At 59.0% G+C, this 22,220-nt stretch carries 18 protein-coding genes; 12 read left to right on the forward strand and 6 right to left on the reverse strand.

Features of this window, described 5'->3' with window-relative positions:
• Nucleotides 1–324: 324 nt before the first annotated feature.
• Nucleotides 325–1,089: a transporter substrate-binding domain-containing protein gene (locus tag QZ869_RS15095; RefSeq protein WP_296105745.1), complete on the forward strand. Its 765-nt coding sequence runs from the start codon at nt 325–327 to the stop codon at nt 1,087–1,089.
• A 31-nt stretch (nt 1,090–1,120) separates the two neighbouring features.
• On the opposite strand, the gene QZ869_RS15100 is transcribed toward QZ869_RS15095, so the two are convergent.
• Nucleotides 1,121–1,771, reverse strand: coding sequence for a response regulator transcription factor (locus tag QZ869_RS15100; RefSeq protein ID WP_296014073.1), 651 nt, complete (start codon nt 1,769–1,771; stop codon nt 1,121–1,123).
• A gap of 213 nt (nt 1,772–1,984) precedes the next feature.
• On the opposite strand from QZ869_RS15100, the gene QZ869_RS15105 reads away from it, so the two are divergent.
• Together QZ869_RS15105 and QZ869_RS15110 are read left to right on the forward strand one after the other, a co-directional pair.
• Nucleotides 1,985–2,335, forward strand: a complete 351-nt coding sequence (locus QZ869_RS15105; protein ID WP_296105687.1) for a DUF952 domain-containing protein — start codon at nt 1,985–1,987, stop codon at nt 2,333–2,335.
• A gap of 2 nt (nt 2,336–2,337) precedes the next feature.
• Nucleotides 2,338–3,426, forward strand: coding sequence for a quinone-dependent dihydroorotate dehydrogenase (locus tag QZ869_RS15110; protein WP_296105689.1), 1,089 nt, complete (start codon nt 2,338–2,340; stop codon nt 3,424–3,426).
• A 108-nt stretch (nt 3,427–3,534) separates the two neighbouring features.
• Here the strand turns inward: QZ869_RS15110 and QZ869_RS15115 are convergent, their stop codons facing one another.
• Together QZ869_RS15115 and QZ869_RS15120 are read right to left on the reverse strand one after the other, a co-directional pair.
• Nucleotides 3,535–4,032, reverse strand: a complete 498-nt coding sequence (locus tag QZ869_RS15115) for a CAP domain-containing protein (RefSeq protein ID WP_296014069.1) — start codon at nt 4,030–4,032, stop codon at nt 3,535–3,537.
• 1 nt (nt 4,033) lies between these two features.
• Nucleotides 4,034–4,297 (reverse strand): DUF6460 domain-containing protein, encoded by a 264-nt coding sequence (locus QZ869_RS15120; protein ID WP_296105690.1) that lies wholly within the window; start codon nt 4,295–4,297, stop codon nt 4,034–4,036.
• Nucleotides 4,298–4,508: 211 nt separating this feature from the next.
• Between QZ869_RS15120 and QZ869_RS15125 the strand changes: the two genes are divergently transcribed.
• The 5 genes from QZ869_RS15125 to pdeM all read left to right on the forward strand — a co-directional run bounded on the left by QZ869_RS15125 (nt 4,509) and on the right by pdeM (nt 10,386).
• Nucleotides 4,509–5,453, forward strand: a complete 945-nt coding sequence (locus QZ869_RS15125) for a class I SAM-dependent methyltransferase (protein ID WP_296075325.1) — start codon at nt 4,509–4,511, stop codon at nt 5,451–5,453.
• 190 nt (nt 5,454–5,643) lie between these two features.
• A complete protein-coding gene (locus tag QZ869_RS15130) occupies nt 5,644–6,255 on the forward strand; it encodes a YitT family protein (RefSeq protein WP_296014092.1) in 612 nt (203 codons plus the stop codon).
• 60 nt (nt 6,256–6,315) lie between these two features.
• On the forward strand, nt 6,316–6,957 hold the full coding sequence (locus QZ869_RS15135) for a YitT family protein (protein ID WP_296014063.1): 642 nt from the start codon (nt 6,316–6,318) through the stop codon (nt 6,955–6,957).
• A gap of 12 nt (nt 6,958–6,969) precedes the next feature.
• Nucleotides 6,970–9,567 (forward strand): ligase-associated DNA damage response DEXH box helicase, encoded by a 2,598-nt coding sequence (locus QZ869_RS15140; protein WP_296105692.1) that lies wholly within the window; start codon nt 6,970–6,972, stop codon nt 9,565–9,567.
• Nucleotides 9,568–9,651: 84 nt separating this feature from the next.
• Nucleotides 9,652–10,386, forward strand: a complete 735-nt coding sequence (gene pdeM, locus QZ869_RS15145; protein WP_296105695.1) for a ligase-associated DNA damage response endonuclease PdeM — start codon at nt 9,652–9,654, stop codon at nt 10,384–10,386.
• Between the two features lie 8 nt (nt 10,387–10,394).
• Here the strand turns inward: pdeM and QZ869_RS15150 are convergent, their stop codons facing one another.
• The 3 genes from QZ869_RS15150 to QZ869_RS15160 all read right to left on the reverse strand — a co-directional run bounded on the left by QZ869_RS15150 (nt 10,395) and on the right by QZ869_RS15160 (nt 16,256).
• Nucleotides 10,395–11,216 (reverse strand): TIGR02186 family protein, encoded by an 822-nt coding sequence (locus tag QZ869_RS15150; protein WP_296105697.1) that lies wholly within the window; start codon nt 11,214–11,216, stop codon nt 10,395–10,397.
• On the reverse strand, nt 11,213–12,139 hold the full coding sequence (locus tag QZ869_RS15155; RefSeq protein WP_296105699.1) for a sulfite exporter TauE/SafE family protein: 927 nt from the start codon (nt 12,137–12,139) through the stop codon (nt 11,213–11,215). Before QZ869_RS15155 ends, QZ869_RS15150 begins: the two co-directional genes overlap by 4 nt.
• 226 nt (nt 12,140–12,365) lie before the next feature.
• A complete protein-coding gene (locus QZ869_RS15160) occupies nt 12,366–16,256 on the reverse strand; it encodes a peptidoglycan-binding protein (RefSeq protein ID WP_296105700.1) in 3,891 nt (1,296 codons plus the stop codon).
• A gap of 356 nt (nt 16,257–16,612) precedes the next feature.
• Between QZ869_RS15160 and QZ869_RS15165 the strand changes: the two genes are divergently transcribed.
• From QZ869_RS15165 to QZ869_RS15180, 4 genes are all read left to right on the forward strand, one after another.
• On the forward strand, nt 16,613–18,406 hold the full coding sequence (locus QZ869_RS15165) for an acyl-CoA dehydrogenase C-terminal domain-containing protein (RefSeq protein ID WP_296105702.1): 1,794 nt from the start codon (nt 16,613–16,615) through the stop codon (nt 18,404–18,406).
• Between the two features lie 70 nt (nt 18,407–18,476).
• Nucleotides 18,477–19,685: an acetyl-CoA C-acetyltransferase gene (locus QZ869_RS15170; protein WP_296105704.1), complete on the forward strand. Its 1,209-nt coding sequence runs from the start codon at nt 18,477–18,479 to the stop codon at nt 19,683–19,685.
• A gap of 7 nt (nt 19,686–19,692) precedes the next feature.
• On the forward strand, nt 19,693–19,905 hold the full coding sequence (locus QZ869_RS15175) for a hypothetical protein (RefSeq protein WP_296105706.1): 213 nt from the start codon (nt 19,693–19,695) through the stop codon (nt 19,903–19,905).
• Nucleotides 19,906–19,939: 34 nt separating this feature from the next.
• On the forward strand, nt 19,940–22,156 hold the full coding sequence (locus QZ869_RS15180; protein WP_296105708.1) for an FAD-dependent oxidoreductase: 2,217 nt from the start codon (nt 19,940–19,942) through the stop codon (nt 22,154–22,156).
• Nucleotides 22,157–22,220 lie beyond the last annotated feature (64 nt).

Consider the following 22,220-nt stretch of genomic DNA (forward strand, 5'->3'; position numbering starts at 1 on the left):
TTAGATGACGCGGCTTATCGCTTCGATGGTCATCCGACGCTGCGAAATATCACGAGTGCCGGCGGGAGATTACCTATCGGCAGTTCGCAATTTCTTCCCGGCACCGCATGGCTTTGCGCGAATCTTATGTATAATCACAGGCGTAATCACTGACCTGCACCATCGTGTCCGCCCTTAAGCGATGGCGTTTTTCATTTCATACCGGGCCGGATCATCCGAATGCGCTCCTTGATGGCACGATTGAAAAATCTCGGTCTCCGCATATCGCTTGTATGCATTGCGGCTTTAGCTGCGAGCAGCATTGCGCGAGCCGAAAGCGGAAACCTGCCAGTTTTGTTCGACAAGCAGGAGCGCTTACCCGGCGCCGACCTGTCATCGGTTCCCCGTGTGCGGTTCTTGATGTCGGTTGATTTCCCGCCCTTCAATTTCACCGATCAGGATGGGCGGCTGGTAGGCTTCCATGTCGATCTTGCGCGTGAGATTTGCGCCCAGTTGAAGATCGAAAGCAAATGCCAGGTGCAGGCGCTTCCCTTCGATGAACTTGAGGCGGCGCTGGAATTGGGCGAGGGGGAGGCCGTCATGTCGGGCGTCGCTTCGACGTCGGACTTACGCAAAAGCTTCAGCTTCACGCGACCCTATCTGCTCTTGCCGGCGCGTTTTGCGGTCTCGAAAGCCGCCAAGCTGGAAGGGCAATCGGCAGCCGCCGAACTAACTGGCAAGAAGGTCGGCGTCGTCAGCAATTCCCGCCACGAGGCGATGCTCAAAGCTTTCTTCCCCAAAGTCGTCCCGACGGGTTTTAGCGGCTACGAGACCATGTATGAAGCGCTGAAAACCGGCAAGGTCGATGCGGTCTTTGCCGATAGCTTGCGTTTGCCATTCTGGGTGGCTGGCACCGCGTCGGACAATTGCTGCGCCATGTTCGACGGCCCCTATATGTCCGATAAGTTCCTTGGTGAGGGGCTTTCGATCATGACGGTCGATCCCGAAAACAGATTGGTGCCTGCTTTCGACCAGGCGCTCGCAACACTGTCGCGCAACGGGCGACTGGAGGAAATCTATCGCCGTTATTTCCCTTACGGGCTTTTCTGACGCCGCGCAGGCCGCAAGTCCGGGCCAGCCGTCACGCAACAAGCGCAGGCTGGTTCAGCTTGGAAAGTTGGATCACCGCCTGCGTTCTGCTGTCCACATTGAGCTTCAACAGAATGGCCGATACGTGCGCCTTGATCGTCGCTTCGGAGACGTTGAGCTCGTAGGCGATCTGCTTGTTGAGCAGACCTTCTCCCAACATGCCAAGCACACGACTTTGCTGTGGTGTCAGCGTGCGCAGCCTGTTGATCAGGTCGGCCATATCGGCATCCTGATCGCGGCTCGACTGACAGGACGCCGGGATCCAGACATCGCCGGCAAGCACAGTGCGGATGGCCGTGCGGATATCGTCGATGCCGGACGATTTGGAGATGAAGCCGGATGCTCCGAGTTCGATGGCGCGGCGCATGGTCGCCGGGTCGTCGGTCGCCGAAACGATGATGATGGGCAGACTGGAAAATTCAGCCCGAAGTGCCATCAGTCCGGAAAACCCGCTGACCCCGGGCATGGCAAGATCGAGCAACATGAGATCGGCTTCCGGCTGATCTTCCGCGCAGCGTCTGGCGGCGTCGAAATCGCCGGCCTCTATGAAAATATTGTTGCCTTCAAGACCATCCACCGCCTGACGCAGAGCGCCGCGAAACAGCGGATGGTCATCTGCTATGATAATCGTGAGTTCTGCCATGCCGCGCCCCCTCCCAAGAGCATTTCATGCGACTCTTCCTCCCGCAGCGTCATGTCCGGCTGCATCGTCAAGATTGCGCCAAATCGGCTGCAACACAAGCATTAGATTGCACTCAAGCTTCTCTGCACGCCGCTCAGGAGTAAAAATCTATGTGAAGCAATAGACAATGACCACCATTTGCGGCAAACCGCCCTGACATGAAGGAGATGCCCGATGACCAACACGCCCCCCGTCATCTATAAAATCGTACCAGAGGCCTTGTGGCTGAAAGCGAAGCAGGAGGGCGTTTTCCAGGGAGCGGCGATTGATCTGACAGATGGCTACATCCATTTCTCCACGGCCGGCCAGGTGAAGGAAACGGCAGCGCGTCACTTCGCCGACCAGCAGGATCTGCTCCTGATCGCAGTCGATGGCGGGGCACTTGGCGACAAGCTGGTTTTCGAACCCTCTCGCGGCGGCGCTCTCTTTCCGCATCTCTATGGCGAGCTTCCGCTAGACGCTGTTTTGTGGGAAACGCCGCTGACGCTTGGTGACGACGGCGCCCATCAGTTTCCGGAGATTTGACTATGAGCGGATTGTTTTCCTCCCTTGGCCGCAAGGGCCTCTTCCTGCTCGATCCCGAAGTGGCGCATGGAATGTCGATTGCGGCGCTGCGCAGCGGCTTTATGCCCACCTGCCACGTGCCGCACGATCCGCGCCTGCAACAGACAGTGGCAGGACTGGTCTTCCCCAATCCTCTTGGCATGGCGGCAGGCTACGACAAGAACGCCGAAGTTCCCGGACCGCTCCTCAAGCTCGGCTTCGGCTTTACCGAAATCGGTACAGTGACGCCCCGCGCGCAGGCAGGTAATCCAAAACCGCGCATTTTCCGTCTGGTGGAAAACGAGGCCGTGATAAACCGTCTCGGCTTCAACAATGAAGGACATGCGGCAGCACTCTCGCGCCTTATCGCTGCGGGTCTGCGCGGTATTGTCGGTGTCAATATTGGTGCGAACAAGGATAGCGAAGACCGCATCGCCGATTATGTGAAGGGCATCGAAACCTTCTCTGCTGTAGCCTCCTATTTTACCGCCAACATCTCCTCTCCCAACACGCCTGGCCTTCGCGATCTTCAGGCGCGCGACAGCTTGGCGGCACTGCTTTCCGCCGTACTGGCGCAGCGCGACCGCGAAGCTCAGAAGTTGTCCCGCCATATCCCCGTTTTCCTGAAGATTGCGCCCGATCTGACGGAGGAGGGGCTCGACGACATCGCCGCCGAGGTTCTGTCGCACAGGCTGGATGGTCTGATTATTTCCAACACGACGCTGTCTCGCGAGGGCTTGAGGCCGGGCAGCAACAATAACGAAACCGGTGGCCTCTCCGGCAAACCGCTGTTCGAGCGTTCCACTGCAGTATTGGCAAAGATGCGCAAGCGCGTCGGCCCGGACCTGCCGATCATTGGTGTGGGTGGGGTTTCATCTGCAGAGACCGCGCTGGAAAAGATCAGGGCAGGTGCCGATCTGGTCCAGCTCTATTCCTGCATGGTCTATCAGGGGCCGGGTCTGCCAGGCACGATTGTTCGCGGGTTGTCGAAGCTGCTGGAGCGCGATGGCGTGACGAACATTCGCCAGTTGCGTGACAGTTCACTGGAAAGCTGGGCGGCGCGGGCGATTTAAGAACGCGTCACACCCCTCAGATGTGCATACATGCCTCTAGCGGATGCGATTGGAAACGACGACCAGTCCATTCTCTGCGGTCATCCTCGCCCTTGAGGCGAGGATTCATCAAGCACATAGCACCATGGCCCAATAAGGCCGGTTCTTAGCCGCGCTGTCATAGGCGACAGCGACGCCAAGGCCGCCGTAATTACCAAGCATGTTTTCCAAATGATGCGGTGAGCCGATCCAGGCTTTGACCACCCGCTCGACCGTGTCTTGACCTGCCGCGACATTTTCTGCCGCCGGCAAAGGCACGTTCCCGTTTTTCATGCGGATAAGGAAACTGTCAGTGAGGCCAATGAGATGCGCCATCTTCTGCGCCTTCACCATGCGGTTGGCTTGATAGATGGCGGCCTGCTGAGCCGCCGGGTTGGCGGAGAGCGTAGAGAGGCCCTTGGAGCGGCGAAGCTCGTTTACCATCGGCAGTGCCGCCGCCGTCTCGTCGCGCGTGCCGGAAGGCAGGCCCTTATTGGTAGGGACGGACACGCAGGCGGATAGAACGGAGCCAGCGGAAAGCAGCACGAAGCCGCGCCGGGAGAGGGTCGTCAGGGAATGGTCGGTCATATCAGCGCAAGCTTAGAAGTCTGAGGACAATAAAGACAGGGATGACGATTACCGCACCCGCCAGAAGATAATCGCCGATGCTGCCAAGCGCATGGAAGCCGGAATACCACAGGTTCAGAACGAAATCGCGCGCACCATAGATGATGCTCCACGGCGTCAGACCGAAGACGGCCATCAGAAATCCGACGATCAGCGATATCACCAGCAGCTTGACGATCGTGCGTCCAACGCTGTCACCCAGCACCTTATTGACCTCACCGGCCATCGGCAATCTCCTAAAGCATGCCACCACGAACCCGCGTCCTTGCGGCGATGACATGCACTCTCAAACCTCGATCAAGACATATGAAGCATGGCGCTTCGATACAAGCATAAGGGTCTTTACACCGTCACGTCGGCGTTTGCGATGAAATAGGACTTGAGTTTTTTTATGGCTTGATGAAAGAGAGCCCACCTCTTTCAGGAAAAATTCGTGAATGGCTCAGAACCAGCATTCCTCCGGCGACGTCATTGCTGATCGTCGTGCCGATTATGCCCGCATGCTGGCAGAGAGCGGCGACCACCATGCCGCGGCGGAATTGATCGAACAGGCGCTGGAACTAGCGCCGCTCTGGGCCGCAGGCTGGTTTCGTCTGGGGGAATACAGCGAAAAGTCGGGCCAGCGCGACCAGGCAGTCAAAGCTTACGAGAAAGTAGCCGAGCTTGATGAGGAAGGCATTTTTGCAGCTCCTCTGAAACTTGCAGTGCTAGGAGCTGCCGAAACGCCAGAGCAGCCGCCCAGCCGCTACGTTGAAGGTCTCTTCGATGATTATGCCGAGCGCTTCGAAACATCGCTGGTGAAGAAACTGGATTATAGCGTTCCGGAAAAACTGGCGGCTCTGATCGAAACGGCGCGGCCGCCAGGAGACAGCTTTCGCTGCGTCGTGGATATCGGCTGTGGCACGGGGTTGCTGGGTATGGAAATCCGCGATTGGGCCAAGCGGCTAGAGGGCTTCGATATCTCAACCAACATGCTGGCGAAGGCGGAAGAGAAGGGCATCTACGATCATCTCGCGCAAGCCGATCTTTCTCTGGATGAGGAGGCGTCAGGCCTCTTTGTCGACGAACATGCGAAAGGTCGCGCGGATCTCGTTGCGGCAGCGGATGTGATGATGTATCTCGGCAGCCTGGAAACCGTTATGCCGCTGGTGCTGGCGCTGCTTTCCGAAGGAGGGATCTTTGCCTTCTCGGTGGAAGATGCGGGTGACGACGAGGGTTTCGTCCTGCAACCGTCACTGCGCTACGCCCATTCGGAAACTTACATCCGCAACCTCCTCGCCGCCTTCGACATGCAGGTGCTGCAAAAACGCAAAACCACCATTCGCAAGGATGCCGGAAAACCACTCTCCGGCATTCTATTTCTTGCCGCGAGACGGGCATGATCTTTTCGTTTCTTGCAATCTTTTGGGTTGGTCAGCATTGCTGACACAAGCGTGTTGTATGAGGCGCTTTTGCGGTGCAAAATAACTGCGTCTAAAGGCTTTCACGACAGTAAAGGCCTGTGGCGCACCTCAAGAAAATCAGGTCCTGTCGAGGGAATTTCGCATGGCATTCACCAGAAGCGTCTATGGCATGTGGAGTGTGGACCCTGCCAAGCACTCGCCGATCGAAGATGTTCAGGGCATCGTGACCGGAGGTATCGTTTCCGCGCTTGGATTTTACATTCTCAACAAGGTCGGTCTGTTGACCGGCGGTACAGCTGGCGTCGCCTTTTTGATCCACTATGCTTTCGGCATCAGCTTCGGCCTGCTGTTCTTTCTCGTCAATCTGCCCTTCTACTATCTTTCCTTCCGTCGTCTCGGCCTTGCCTTCTCGCTGAAAACCTTCGTCGCAATCGGCCTGGTTTCTGTGCTGACGGAGTTGGAATCGCGCTGGATGGTGATCGACAGCGTCAATCCGCTTTGGGCTGCCATTCTCGGCGGGCTCTTGCTGGGTTACGGACTTCTTGCGCTCTATCGCCATCGCGCCAGCCTTGGCGGCATCGGCATTCTTGCAATTTACATTCAGGATCGCTTCGGCATCCGCGCCGGTCTGATACAGCTTGCCTTCGACGCTTGCGTCATGGTCGCCGCCTTCGCCGTCATCGAGCCTAAGACAGTGCTCTACTCCATCGTCGGCGCCTTTTTCCTCAACATGTTCCTCGCCATCAATCACCGCTCTGACCGTTACATCGTGGTACGCTGACGCTTGAATTTTGGTGGCTTCCGGCGCAAAGACGGGTGACACGCGTTTCCGGGGGTGGGCATGAGCGACATTGCAGAGCGCAAGCTTTCGAGATTCTGGACATCGACGTCCGCGCAACATTCTCTTCTGGAGGATGCGCTGGCGGTGATTGCCGGCAGCATGCTGATCTCGCTTGGCGTTGTGCTTCTGTCTGGCGGCGGATTGCTGACCGGTGGCGTGGTAGGCGTCGCCTTTCTTCTCCATTACGTAACAGGCGTAAGCTTCGGCCTGATCTTCTTCCTTGCCAATCTGCCCTTCTATTATTTGGCGCTCCGCCGTCTGGGGCTTGCCTTCACGATCAAGACTTTCTGCGCCGTGGGGCTGACCGCGCTACTGTCCGAATATCTGCCCCATCTCATCGTCTTGCAGAATGTCCATCCGGTGGTCGCCGCCACTTTCGGGGGATTGACGGTTGCTGCGGGCATGCTGGCGCTCTTCCGCCATCGCGCCAGCCTTGGCGGGTTCGGTATTCTGGCGCTGTATATTCAAGATCGCTTTGGCATCCGCGCAGGCCTTACTCAGCTTGCTTTCGATTGCACCGTGCTGTTCGTCTCCTTTTTCGTTGCCATACCCTTGATCATCCTTTGCTCTGTCCTCGGCGCGCTGGTAATGAACCTGGTGATTGCCATCAACCACAGAAACGACCGCTACATCGCCATGTAGCGGTTGTACTCGATGGCGTGGGTCAGGCCGCGATCACGCGCATGCTCCGCAGCCTCTTCTTTTTCAAAAGATTTTCACTACTTTAGAGGCGTGAAACACGTTGATCCGCCCATCTTGCCAGAAAGTGCCGGGACATTGCCTCTGCCGTTCCAGAAATGGTTCGCAGAAAAGGGCTGGAGCCCGCGTGCGCATCAGCTGGAACTGTCTGCCCGCGCGCGTGCTGGCGAGAACATGTTGCTGATTGCGCCAACTGGTGCGGGCAAGACGCTGGGCGGTTTTATGGCATCGCTGACCGATCTGGCCGAGCGCGGCAAGGTGCCGCCGGGTTCTGCCTTCATCGGCGTTCACACGCTCTACATCTCGCCGCTCAAGGCATTGGCTGTCGATATCGAGCGCAACCTGATGAAGCCGGTCTCGGAAATGGGCCTTCCGATTACGGTCGAAACTCGCACCGGCGACACGCCGCAGGGAAAGCGCCAGCGACAGAAGCTTAAACCTCCGGATATTCTGCTGACGACTCCGGAACAGGTCTCGCTGCTGCTTGCCAACAAGGAAGCCGAGCGCTTCTTCAAGGATTTGAAATATGTGGTGCTGGACGAGCTGCATTCGCTCGTCACGTCCAAGCGCGGCCATCTCCTTTCGCTGGCGCTCGCCCGTATCCGCCGCCACGCGCCTGCCATGCGCACCATCGGACTGTCTGCAACGGTTGCAGAACCAATGGATTTGCAGCGCTATCTGGCTCCGCAAGTCGAGGGTGAACCGCCGGCAGGGCTGATCACAGTCGATGGCGGCGCGAAGCCGAATATCGCCATCCTGCAGACGGAAGAGCGCATTCCCTGGTCCGGCCATTCGGCGCGCTACGCCATGCAGGATTTATACCCTGAGATCAAAGACCATCAAACGACGCTGGTTTTCGTCAATACCCGCTCGCAGGCCGAGCGCATTTTCCAGGAACTCTGGGCCATCAACGACGACAATCTGCCGATTGCGCTGCATCACGGCTCGCTGGATGCCGGGCAGCGCCGCAAGGTGGAGCAGGCCATGGCCGACAACAAGCTTCGCGCTGTTGTCGCCACCTCCACACTCGACCTCGGGATCGACTGGGGCGATGTCGATCTCGTCGTGCATGTCGGCGCGCCGAAGGGCGCAAGCCGCCTGGCACAGCGTATCGGCCGCGCAAACCACCGCATGGACGAGCCATCGAAGGCGATCCTCGTGCCTGCCAATCGTTTCGAGGTGATGGAGTGCCGCGCGGCACTCGATGCCAACTACATCGGCGCGCAGGATACGCCGCCGATTGCCGAAGGCGCGCTGGATGTGCTGGCTCAGCATGTGCTTGGCATGGCCTGCGCCGAGCCCTTCGATGCGGATGAGCTGTACCGCGAAGTCACCAGCGCTTCGCCCTATGCCGATCTGTCGCGTGAGATGTTTGACCGTGTGGTCGATTTCACCGCGACCGGCGGCTACGCGCTTCGCACCTATGAACGCTATGCCCGCATCCGCCAGATGAAGGATGGACGCTGGCGCGTCTCCAATCCGCAGGTCGCGCAGCAATATCGCCTCAACCTCGGCACGATTGTCGAGGCGGCGGAACTGAACGTCCGCATGGTCAAGCGCAACGCCAAGGGCACCGTGGGGCGCGGCGGCATGTCGTTGGGTAAGGTGGAAGAGCATTTCCTCGAGCAACTTGTCCAGGGCGATACCTTCCTGTTTGCCGGGAAGGTGCTGCGCTTTGAGGGCATTCGCGAGAATGAATGCCTGGTCAGCCAGGCTTTCTCGATGGACCCGAAAATCCCTTCCTATGCTGGCGGCAAGTTTCCGCTCTCCACCTATCTCGCAGACCAAGTGCGCTCCATGTTGGCCGATCCCACTCGCTGGCACGCGCTGCCCGATCAGGTGCGCGACTGGCTGGCGATCCAGAAGGAAAAGTCGATTATCCCGAAGCGCGACGAGCTGCTCGTCGAGACCTTTCCGTTTCGCAAGCGCTTCTTTATGGTGATGTACCCCTTCGAGGGGCGACTGGCGCACCAGACGCTTGGTATGCTTTTGACCCGCAGGCTGGAGCGTGCAGGTGCGAAGCCCATGGGCTTTGTCGCCACCGATTACTCGCTCGCCGTCTGGGCGATGGAGGATATGGGTCAGCGCCTGCAATCGCGCCGGCTCTCTCTTGCCGATCTTTTGGACGAGGACATGCTGGGCGACGACCTCGAAGCCTGGCTGGATGAATCTTACCTTTTGAAACGCACCTTCCGCAATTGCGCGGTGATTGCGGGCCTTATCGAGCGCCGCCATCCCGGCAAGGAAAAGACCGGGCGGCAGGTCACGGTCTCAGCCGATCTTATTTATGACGTTCTTCGCAGCCATGAGCCGGACCACATCCTGCTGGAAGCGACCAGACGCGATGCGTCGGCAGGACTTTTGGACATTGCCCGACTTGGCGATATGCTAAGGCGAATCAAAGGCCACACGCATCACCGTGCGCTCGACCATGTGTCGCCTCTTGCCGTCCCGGTCATGCTTGAAATCGGCCGCGAGACGGTCGTGGGACAGGCGCAGGACGATGTGCTGGCTGAAGCCGCAGACGAGTTGATCGCCGAGGCTATGGCTTAGGGTTCGCTCTAAAGGCCGCGCCAGACAATGCGTTGAAACAAAAAAGTAGAGCAACGAGAGTGCTCTCAGGGAATTCGAAAAGACGTGCTGAGCCGCCTTGCCTTGAGTGAAAAATTGTCCACCGGCTTTGAATGCTCTGGTGCCGAAACCGCCATCAACGGCGTTGCCGCACTTTGCGATCCGCTGGGTGGGCTCTACATGCCCGATCTGTCGCTGCTCGTCGTCTCCGATCTGCATCTGGAAAAGGGCGCGGCCTTTGCGCGGCGCGGCATGATGCTGCCGCCCTATGACACCATCGCGACGCTGAAGATTTTCGCCTCACTGATTTCTCGCTACGATCCGAAGATCGTCGTCAGTCTTGGCGACAATTTCCATGATCGCAAGGGTTCCGAACATCTGCCGCTGCCGCTGCGCGACATCATCAAGGAGATGGCAAGAGGGCGCGAATGGATATGGATCAATGGCAACCACGATCCAGATGGAACCGTGGATTTGCCCGGCTCATCGGTCGATGAAATGTTTTACGCCAACCTCGTCTTCCGCCATGAGCCGAAGCTGAAAGGTGCAGACACGATCGGCGAGATTGCCGGGCATCTGCATCCATCGGCAACTGTCCGTCGCCGCGACAAGACCGTGCGCCGCCCCTGTTTCGCCACCGATGGCACCCGCCTGCTGATGCCTGCCTTCGGCGTCATGAGCGGCGGGCTGGATCTGCGCCACAAGGCCATGCGCGGCCTGTTCGATCATGCGGAACTCATCGCACATCTCATGGGACGCGACCGGATTTACTCGGTGCGTTTCGGAAGCTTACTGGGCTAAGAGGTAGATCAGTCGCGGCGAAACAGCAGGCTCGCGCCCCAGCCGGTAATCACGGCGATCAGCACACAGAGAATACCATAGACGACCGGTGTCTGATGCGCGGCATTGGTGATCGCCTGCTCCATGCCGGTTTTCACCACACGCAGCTTGAGTTCGCGTTGGGCGACCGGCATGCCACTCTTGAACAGATAGGCTCTAGCGGTGTGGACGCCGTTTGGTACATTGGCGGGTAGACGCAGCGTTGCCCAGAAGAGCCCGGTGCGTTCAAGTCGCACACCCGTCGTGTCGTTGCGATAGATGCCGCTGGAAAGCTTCAGGCGGCGAAAGGCTTCCTGAAAATCATAGACATTATCCGGCACGCCGGAAAACACAGCACTGTTCAGCGGAAGATGCTCGACGCCGAGGCCCATCGCCTTCAATGTGCCGGGCGAGGCGATATCGTTGATGTTGCGGGTGCTGGCCATGGAATAGGATTCAGGCAGCGGTGCGAAGGTGATAGCGCTGGTATTGATCCAGATGCCCGCCACGCGGCTCTTCTTGCGCACCGTCGTGTATTCGTTGGGGCCTTCGAGCGTCACCACGATGTCATATTGGCCGATGGCAAGTAGCAGCTGGTCGGCATTGTTGAGTGCGCCGAACATGGTGAAGTCCGCACCGCGAAAATCCGACGCGATGGAGATTTCCGTGGTCGAAGCCCCGATCTCGATATTTTCCTGGAGCGTCCGTGACTTGCCTTGAGAGTCAGGGGATACCGCAAGCGGGGGCGTCTGCGCCAGCGCGGTACCGACGCAGAAAACCAGGAGTGATGCGAAAAGAGCGGCGCGGATCAATAGCCGAGCCCCCCCGACGCGACGGAAAAAAGATCGTCGGGGTGCAACACGAGGCCGATCGCAAGACGGATGCCGACGGCTAGAACCAAAAGCGCCAGCAAAGCGCGAAGCTGTTCGCCGCGCAGTTTCTGGCCGACGCGCACTCCATATTGCGCGCCGACGACACCAGCCAGCATCAGGATGAACGCCAGAACGATATCGACGGAATAGTTGGTCGCCGCTTGCACGATGGTCGTGTAGGCGGTGACGAATATGATCTGAAACAGCGAGGTTCCGACGACGACGTTGGTGGGAATGCGCAACAGATAGATCATGGCAGGTACCATGATAAAGCCGCCGCCGACGCCCATGACGGAGGTGAGGATACCAATACCGAAGCCAAGTGCGATGATGGGAATGACGCTGAGATAGAGCTTCGATTTCTTGAAGCGCATCTTTAACGGCAGGCGATGGACCCAGTTGTGATGGCCGGGACGGCGCAGCGGAATCGTCTCATTGCGTGCCGTGCGGCGGATGGCGGAAATGCTCTCCTTCAGCATCAATCCGCCGACGGCGGAAAGAAGAATGACGTAAAGGAGCGAAATGATCAGATCGAGCTGACCGATGCTGCGCAAAAGCGTGAAAAGCCAGACGCCGATAGTGGCGCCGCATAGGCCGCCGATCAGAAGCATGAAGCCGAGCTTCACATCCAGTGTGCCACGACGAAAATGGGTAATCGAGCCGGACACGGAGGACGCCACGACTTGGTTTGCGCCCGTTGCGACGGCGACAACCGGGGGTATGTTGTAGAAAATCAGCAGAGGCGTGATGAGAAACCCGCCGCCGACCCCGAACATGCCGGATAAAAAGCCGACAGCAGCGCCCATGCCGAGGATGATGAAGATATTCACCGACAATTCCGCAATGGGCAGGTAGACAGTCACAATCGGACCTCGGGCAATGGTTCCGGGCGGCCCGGTGCGCGCAAGGCCACCTGTCCGCCATTTCGAATTTCTGTCTGAAAGAGGGCTTTGAGCCCCTCGTTCGTCATGCCCGGCAGGCCACGACCTGTCAATCATTCAACGGCAAATACGTTGATAATTTGAAAAGAACGAAGGCCCGGAACGAAGATGTCGTTCCAGGCCTTTTTTGATGGGCGCCAGAGGCTCTTTACTTGTTGCGGGCCAGGAGGGCCGTCACCAATTCGTCGGTGATGCGACCGTCAGGCGTCTGGCCGACTGACTTCTGGAATTCGCGGATGGCCGCGACCGTCGTCTTGCCAAGCTTGCCATCCGGCGGGCCTGCCTTGAAGCCGTTATTGTTGAGAATGGCCTGAATGTTGCGGATCGCCTTCTCCATGTCGACCGAAGAAGTCTTCACACCGCCGGCACTGGTCCATTCGTCGGGGACGTTGACGGAATTCGCCTTTTCGTTGAGCGGCGTGACCTTCCAGGCCTCGACCTTCGCCTTTGCGCTGGCAAGCTGTTCCGGCTTCATCGCCTTTGCGACATCTTCGCGCTTCTGAGCTGCGTCGGCGTCACCATCGCGGGCTGCAATGGCAAACCACTTATACGAGTCTTCCAGGCTTTGCGGGACACCGCTGCCGCGCGCATAAAGAATGGCGAGGTTGAACTGGCTGTCGCGCACGCCGAGATCGGAGGCCTTGATGAACCAGTCAGCCGCGGCCTTGTAATCCGGTTGGCCTGCCACGTCGGAGGTCAGAAGAACGGCAAGGTTGTGCATCGCGCCTGCATTGCCCTGACGAGCCGCCATCTCATAATAGCGCTTGGCTTCCGGCAGATTGCGTTCGACGCCATTTGCCTTTTCGTACATGTTGCCAAGACGATACTGAGCCGGTGCGAAGCCGCGATCAGCCGCGAGCTTGTACCACTTGGCGGCTTCGGCACGATCGGCCTGAACACCGTTATCGTCGGTATAGCGCACAGCGACTTCAAAGAGCGCCAGCGGGTCGCCTCTGCCTGCCGCTTCTGAAAGGGAGGCAGGCGTGATGCCGGAGGGCACGGCAATGGTCTCTGCCGTGCTTTGCGCCGGTGCTGTCGGCTGATCAATCTCGGCATTACGAATGATGTCTTCGGGCGTGGTCTCAGGCTCGGCCTGCTCGACGAGGCTGGAACCGGCGCCTGGCGGAGGAACATTCAGGGAGGGTTCGTCTTCCGGAAGGGGCGCGCCGCCGATCGTGCGCGTATCGATCACGTTGCCCGTACTATCGGCCGCGGCCTGCATACGGTCGGCCTGTGCCTGCTCTGTTGGATCGACCTTGTCGGTGGACGGAAGCGTGACGGCCTGATCGCCCATTGCTGGCAGTTGCATCGGTGCGAGATTGGGTTGGCTGCTGTCAGCGCTCGCGCCTGTGGTAATCCGTTGAGCTGGCGGCGTCTCGGTACCGACAAGCGACTTCACCATCGGCATGGCCATCATTGCCAGAAGAATGGCGCCGATGCCAAGCAGCAGCGGGCGGCGATAACGCGCCAGCATGGAGCCGTTCTCGGCGCTGCGGCCATGTCTTGCAACTCCCGAGCCCGTTGCTCTTTCAGGCATGGTCTCCAGTGCAGCAGCCTGTGCCGCGCGGCGTGCAGCGGCGATGAAATCGGCGCGGCTGTCGCCATCCGTCTCACCTGCGCGTGCTGCGTTCTGGCTGGCTCGAACACGCTCAAGGATTTTTTTGACATCCGGCGCGCCGGAGCCTGGCTCCAGAAGCTCGTTGTCGTCCTCGGACGAAAAAGTGTCGATCGGATCCAAGGCAGGCGCCGGGTTCACCATCGTGCGCGCCGTTGTAACGGACGCGTCTTTATCGGTCTTGGCGGCGCTGGACTTGAAGCGGCGCGTCAGGCTGGCGAGCAGGCCGCGTTTTTCCTGCGCTTCCGGCTCACTGACGGCAAGTGGCGGCAGAGCGCCGGTGCTGGCATACTGGGTCTCAAGGGCCGACGAAACCTGCGCGTAGGCTAGCGAATCCAGGCTCTCCTCATGAAAGCTGGCAAAGGGCATGCGAATGCTCTCGGCAGCTGCATCTTCTTCTTGCGCAGGGGCGAACTCAGGCTCTCGAGCATGCACACGTTTGCTGTGCTCGGGCCCTTGCCCTTGCGTGTGGCGCTGATCCAGCACATCGAGACGGCTGGCTATCTGCAGCAACGTCTCGTGCAGAGCTTCAAAAGTGCGGTGCGTACGCTCGTCTGTATTGCGGCTCAGGCCCTCTAGCTTGCGCAGGTCGTTGGCCAGTTCCGAAAGCAGCACCATGTCGGCAGGGCTTGCCGTCTGGGCGAGATTGTTGCGCGTATGCGCCTCCAGTACCGCTTCTGCCGCCTGACGTGCAGCCTCGATAATATATTCGTCGTTGGACGCCATATAGTCTTCGATCGCGCTCATGCGAGCATCAAACTCCGGCGGCAAGCCGACGGGTTGAACGTGGCTCTGCTCGTTCAGCATCGAGGACAGATTGGCGATATGGCTTTCCAGGCTGGCAATCGCGTCGGGATCAGTATTGCTTGAGCGGGAAGTTTCGTCGAGCTTGGCGGCGATCTTGCCGAGACGCTCTTCCAGGCGAAGGAACGCGGAATCGTAAGCTGCGGTCTTGCCCGATGCCGGACGTGCGTCGATATCCTCGATACGTCGTGCGATCTTGTCCAGCCGCTCGGCCAGCTTGTCGTTGACAGCGCCATTTCCAAGAAGATCGATCTTCTTGGAAATATCGGTGAGGAAAGATGTGAGTTCCGGCTGGACGGGCGTGCGCTGTGACTGCTCCAGATAGGCGGAAAGCTGATCCAGCCTTTCGTCCAGTTTCGAAATGTGCCGGTCCGATGCCAGTTCCTCGATGCGGCTCGCAAGCGCGTCCAGGCGGCCGGTTAGTGCTTCCGATGGCTTGTCCTTGCGCTCGGATAGATCTTTCAACTGGTCGAGTTGGCGCGACAGACCGGTGAGACGCTCTTCCAGACGCTCCGCCACCGCAGTGTCGGCGGCGTGGGACGCACGATTGTTGGTGGCGGCGATGGCGCGGCTGATCTCGTCCAGACGCTGGTCGAGATCGGAGAAGTGTTCGGAAAACACCTCTTCGTTCGGCTGAATGCGGCGGCCCAGTTGCTCGACGAAGCCGGCAATCGTGATGAGCTTGTCTTCGAGCGCGCGAATGGCCGGACTGCCATGTGCATTGCCGATCTCGCTCTTGATGTCGTCGAGCCGGTAGGCGAGTGCAACGATCTCTTCTTTGAGCGGAGCGGTATCCAAGCTGCGCAAGGTATCTTCGACCTCGTCCCAGCGACGTTCCATCTTTTGCATGCTGTCCTGGCGAGCCATTTGCTCTACCAGCGTACGCAGCTCTTCAAACTCGGACCGCAGAGCTTGCGCATCCGGTCCGGTGCTGTGGCCAAGACGATTGATGCTTGCGGCAAGCCGGGCGACGTCGTCGCGGATGTCTTCGGCGAACTCCTGGTTTTCCGCAAAAGAACGGATGTTGCGCAACTCGGTGCGCAACACCTGCATTTCTCGGGACACGCCCTGAGAAATCTCGCTTTTCAACTCCTGCCGCAGATTGACCAGCGCTTCGGCGACTTCGCGCAGTGCGGCGTCGCCTTGGCCCTCATGGGGTGGGGATGCGTAGGATGGCGCGGAAGCGGGCGCACGTGTTGACCGAGAACGCTCCACGCGGGAGGTTTCCATCTGCGGGGCGGGACGGTCCCGATAGGCGGGAATGGCGGTAGAGGCGCGATAGTCCTGCTCGTCGTAGCGGCGCTGCTCAGGTTGCACCATGCTGCGGGTGGAGCGAGGCGCTTCAAATTCCTCCCGCTCCCAGCGGTCATCGAGCGCCTGCTGACGCCTGCGGATTTCATCCACCGGGTCGAAGCGGCGATGTTCTGGCTGGCGCGGCGTGCGCGAGGCTAGGGGCGGGCGCTCGGCAAGGCGTTCGGTTGGCTGTTCGCGGCGGGTTCTCTCGGCCTGGGCACCCAGCAGATCTTCCAGCCGTGCTTCCAGACCTTCGATGGTGCGATTGAGCGCGTCCAGCGACGATCTGTCATTCTGTCCTCGGGAATTCGATCGCAATCCGCTCATCTTCCTGCTCACTTCGTATTTTCCGTCTCTCTCTTCACCTGTCAGCCGCGCCGGTCGATGTGGAGAGTGAGATATGTCGTGCATGCCGCCAAGGCTGCTCTTAACGAAGCAGCCCCATAGAACAGGACAATCGCCCATCTATAGTTAATAAAAAGTTAATCGAGTATTGCCGTTTTAATACTTTCTTCACGTCTATCCTTGCGCGAGGCTTGATCAGAAATACACAAAGAGATTGTGTGGTGCAGCATGCAGAAAATTCTCGTCAAAGTTATTTGACGTTTACGCGCACGTCAAATATTGTGACGTCATCTTAAGGCCGGATGCGGTCCGGCGAGCGATGCGGAGGAACATCGGTAATGCCTGTTTACAAGGCTCCTGTTAAGGACACTCTTTTCATTCTCAACGACGTTCTGGGTCTGGAGCGCTACAACAACTTACCCGGCTTCGAAGATGCCACGCCCGACATGATCGAGGCGATCACTGGTGAGGCTGCGAAGCTTGCTGAAGAGCAGCTTTTCCCACTAAACTTGTCCGGTGACCAGCAAGGTTGCAAGCGCGCCGAAGACGGCACTGTGTCCGTGCCGGATGGTTTCAAGCAGGCTTATGACGCGTACTGTGAAGGCGGCTGGAGCGGTCTGGCCGTGCCTGCCGAGTATGGCGGGCAGGGGCTGCCCTACACGCTGCATGCAGCTGTCGGCGAATTCATGTCGTCCGCCAACCTGTCGCTGATGATGTATCCCGGCCTGACGCAGGGCGCGATTGCCGCAATCCTCGTTCACGGCACGGATGAACAGAAGCAAACCTATCTGCCCAACATGGTGGCCGGCAAATGGTCCGGCACCATGAACCTGACAGAGCCGCATTGCGGTACCGATCTCGGCCTGCTGCGCACCAAGGCCGTGCCGCAGGGTGACGGTACCTACAAGATTTCCGGTCAGAAGATCTTCATCTCGGCTGGCGAGCATTCCATGACGGGCAATATCGTGCATCTGGTGCTGGCCCGCATCGAGGGAGCACCGGAAGGAACCAAGGGCATTTCGCTCTTCATCGTGCCGAAGTTCCTGGTCAACGCCGATGGCTCGCTTGGCGAGCGCAACGGTGTCGTCTGTGGTGCGATCGAGCACAAGATGGGCATTCACGGCAATGCAACTTGCGTGATGAACTATGACGATGCGACCGGCTACCTCATCGGCGCGGAAAACAAGGGCCTTTCGGCCATGTTCGTTATGATGAACGAGGCGCGCCTCGGCGTCGGTCTGCAGGGTCTTTCTATCGGCGAGATCGCCTACCAGAACGCTGCAAACTACGCCCGCGATCGTATTCAGGGCCGTTCGCTCTCCGGTGCCAAGCATCCGGACAAGAAGGCGGACCCGATCATCGTTCACCCCGATATCCGTCGTTCGCTGTTGACGATCCGCGCCTATAACGAAGCCGGCCGCGCCTTCCTGCTTTGGACCGCACTGCAATCGGACATTGCACATCGTTCGACCGACGAGGCGGCACGCCAAGCGGCAGACGATCTGCTCGGCCTCGTCACCCCGATCGTCAAAGGTGTGTTGACCGACAAGGGCTTCGACCACGCAGTTGCCGCTCAACAGGTCTATGGCGGTCACGGCTATATCGAAGAATGGGGCATGAGCCAGTATGTGCGCGACGCCCGCATTACCATGATTTACGAGGGTGCCAACGGCATCCAGGCGCTCGATCTTGTTGGTCGCAAGCTTGGTCTCAATGGTGGCCGGGCCGTTATGGCGCTGTTCAAGGAAATCGGCGATTTCTGCGAAGAAAACCGTGCGGACGAAAATCTGGTCGTCTACACCAAGGGCCTGAAGAAGGGCTTGAACGATCTGCAGGCTGCAACCATGTGGTTCATGCAGAATGCCATGGCAAAGCCCGACAATGCTGGTGCCGGCTCCACAGATTATATGCATCTCTTCGGTCTGGTCGTGCTGGGTTACATGCATGCCCGTATGGCCAAGGCAGCGCAGGCGCAGCTTGCCGCCGGCTCGTCTGACGAGGACTTCTTGAAGGCCAAGCTTATCACGGCAAAGTTCTTCATGGAGCGTTTGATGCCGGAAACGGTGCTGCGCAAGACCCGCATCGAAGCTGGTTGCGATACGATGATGGAACTTTCTGCCGAAGCATTCTGAGCCCGACTAAGGAGGCCGCATGCGGCCTCCAACAATTTTCAGGCAGTCACCTGCCACAGGGAGATGAGATATGACCGACGTTTTTATTTATGACCACGTTCGCACCCCGCGCGGACGCGGCAAGAAGGATGGCAGCCTGCATGAGGTGCCGTCCGTTCGCCTTGCCGCAAAAACGCTGGAAGCAATCCGCGACCGCAACGGGCTCGATACCGCGACCGTCGATGACATAATTATGGGCTGTGTCGATCCGGTGATGGATGCCGGTGCCGTCATCCCGAAGGCCGCTGCCTTCGAAGCTGGTTACTCCACCAAGGCGCCGGGCATGCAGATCTCGCGCTTCTGCGCCTCGGGTCTCGACGCCGTCAACTTCGCCGCCGGCAAGGTTGCCGCGGGCTCGGATGAGATCGTCATTGCAGGCGGTGTGGAAAGCATGTCGCGCGTCGGCATGGGCATGTCTGGTGGTGCCTGGTACATGGACCCGTCGGTCAATTTCCCGGCCTATTTCATGCCTCAGGGTGTATCTGCCGACCTGATCGCCACCAAATACGGCTTCTCCCGCGATGACGTGGACGCCTATGCGGTAGAAAGCCAGAAGCGTGCAGCGCATGCCTGGGAAAACGGCTACTTCAAGAACTCCGTCGTTCCAGTCAAAGACCAGAACGGCATCACCATTCTCGATCGCGACGAGCATATGCGTCCCGGGACCGACATGCAGGCGTTGGCCTCGCTGAATGCCTCCTTCCAGATGCCGGGTGAAATGGGCGGCTTCGAAGCCGTCGGTATCATGGCGCATCCGGAAGTGGAGCGGATCAACTACGTTCACCACGCCGGCAACTCGTCGGGCATCGTCGATGGTGCAGCGGCTGTTCTGGTCGGTTCGAAGGCGGGCGGCGAAAGCATGGGTCTCAAGCCCCGCGCGCGCATCAGACACTTTGCCAATATCGGCTCCGATCCGGCGCTGATGCTGACCGGTCCCGTTGACGTGACGGAAAAGCTTCTGAAGAAGACGGGCATGTCGATTGCCGACATCGACCTCTTCGAACTCAATGAAGCCTTTGCTGCCGTCGTTCTTCGCTACATGCAGGCCTTCGACATCAGCCACGACAAGATGAACGTCAATGGCGGCGCCATCGCCATGGGTCATCCGCTGGGCGCCACGGGTGCCATGATCCTCGGCACGGTTCTCGACGAACTGGAACGCCGCGATCTCAACACCGCGCTGGTCACGCTTTGCATCGGTGCAGGCATGGGCACCGCGACGGTGATCGAGCGGGTTTGAGTTAGCCATGAGGCGGGAGGTTTACGATCAACCCAAGAACGAGATTGAGCAGCAACAGCTTCTCCATCATCTCGACAAGGACATGGCGCAGGATTACGAGCAATCGACCCGCGTCCTGACCAAGAAAGACAATCAGAGCTACCCTGCCGAAGGCAGAGGCCTGATCTTATTTCTCGTTCTTGTGTTCGTCTGCTTCGGCCTCACCGTCTGGCTGTACTGACCTCAAAGAGAATTCAGGGAAGAGGAATCCCACAATGAGCACTTACACCAATTTCAAAGTTGAAACCGATGCAGACGGCATTGCCCTTGTGACCTGGGACATGCCGGAAAAATCCATGAATGTCTTTACCGCCGAGGTGATGGAAGAGCTGAATGCCATCGTCGATGCGACGGTGGCTGATGCCGCCGTAAAGGGCGTGGTCTTCACCTCCGGCAAGAGCACCTTTTCCGGCGGCGCCGATCTTTCCATGATCAAGTCGATGTTCTCCTTCTACCATGAGGAGAAGGCCAGGAACCCGGATGAGGCAGCCCAGAAGCTGTTCGATCTCGTCGGCAAGATGAACGGCCTGTTCCGCAAGATCGAAACCAACGGCAAGCCCTGGGTCTCCGCCATCAATGGTACGTGCATGGGCGGCGCTTTCGAACTGTCGCTCGCCTGCCATGGCCGCGTCGCTTCGAACGCGAAAAGCGTCAAGATTGCGCTTCCTGAAGTCAAGGTCGGCATCTTCCCTGGCGCCGGTGGCACGCAGCGCGTATCCCGCCTGACGGACGCACAATCGGCGCTTCAGATGATGACCACCGGTCAATCGCTCACTGCCCAGCGCGCCAAGGCAATGAACCTGGTGCATCAGGTGGTGGAGCCGGATCAGCTGGTTTCAGTCGCCAAGCAGATGATCAAGGATGGCCTGAAGCCTGTCGCCCCGTGGGATGAAAGAGGCTTCAAGGCACCCGGCGGCGGCATCTGGACGCCGGCTGCTGCGCAGCTCTGGCCAGCAGCACCGGCAATCCTGCGCCGTGAAAGCGCTGGCAACTACCCGGCGGCCCTCGCCATTCTGAAATGCGTCTATGAAGGTCTTCAACTGCCCTTCGACACTGCACTAAAGGTCGAGCAGCGCTATTTCACCGAGATCCTTCGTTCGAAGGAAGCGTTCGGAATGATCCGCTCGCTGTTCATTTCTATGCAGGAGCTGGGCAAGGGCGCGCGTCGTCCCGCCGGTCAGCCGAAGAGCGATTTGAAGCATGTGGGCGTTGTCGGTGCCGGCTTCATGGGCGCCTCCATTGCCTATGTCACGGCTGTCGCAGGTCTCGACGTCACGCTGATCGACCGCGATGAGGAGGCTGCCGCCAAGGGCAAGACGACCTGCGAAGGTCTTGTAAAGGGCTCAGTCGACAAGGGCCGGATGACGCCGGAGGAGGGTGCCGCCATACTCGCACGCATCACCCCCACGTCCGACTACAACGCGCTGAAGACCGCAAACCTCGTGATCGAGGCCGTGTTCGAAGACCGCGACGTGAAAAAGGCGGTGATTGAGCAGGTGGAAGCAGTGCTTCCGGAAGGCGCGATCTTCGCCTCCAACACCTCGACGCTGCCGATCACCGGCCTTGCGAAGAACTCCAGGCGCCCGGTGGACTTCATCGGCATTCACTTCTTCTCGCCCGTCGAGAAGATGATGCTGACTGAAGTGATCCTTGGCAAGGAAACTGGCGATAAGGCTCTCGCCGTCGCGCTCGATTACGTCGCCAAGATCAAGAAAACCCCGATCGTCGTCAACGACACGCGCGGTTTCTTCGTCAACCGTTGCGTGCTGCGCTACATGGCGGAAAGCTATGAAATGCTGATCGAAGGCGTTCCGCCAGCGATGATCGAAAATGCCGCAAAATTTGCCGGCATGCCGGTCGGCCCGCTCGCGCTGAACGATGAGGTGGCGATCGACCTCTCCTACAAGATCCTCAAAGCCACCGCTGCCGATCTCGGCGACAAGGCCGTCGATCCGCGCCACATGGAGCTGGTCAAGAAACTGGTGGAAGACGAAGGCCGCTTTGGCCGCAAGAATGCCAAGGGCTTCTACGACTACCCGCCAAAGCCTGCCAAGAAGTCCCTCTGGCCCGGCCTGAAGGACCTCTATGCGCAGAAGAAGCCAGAAGACGTGGATATGGAAGTGCTAAAGCAGCGCTTCCTCGTCACCGTCGCGCTGGAAGCCGCCCGCACAGTGGAAGAGGGGATCGTCACCGATCCGCGTGAGGCCGATGTCGGCTCCATCCTCGGCTTCGGCTTTGCCCCCTACACCGGCGGCGCTCTGTCCTACATCGACGGCATGGGAGTGGCGAACTTCGTGGCGCTGGCAGAAAAGCTGGAGGCCGGGTACGGCCCGCGCTTTGCTCCGACGCCGCTCTTGAAGGATCTGGCCGCCAAGGGCGAGACCTTCTACGGTCGCTTCGACCCTTACGCCAAGGCTGCCAAGGCCGCGTGAGCGAGCCAATACGACAGTAAAAAGGCGGCCATCCGGTCGCCTTTTTGTTTTGTGCTCGTGCGGG

The organism is uncultured Agrobacterium sp. (genome assembly GCF_913777885.1).
In the GTDB taxonomy this organism is placed as follows: Bacteria; Pseudomonadota; Alphaproteobacteria; order Rhizobiales; family Rhizobiaceae; genus Agrobacterium.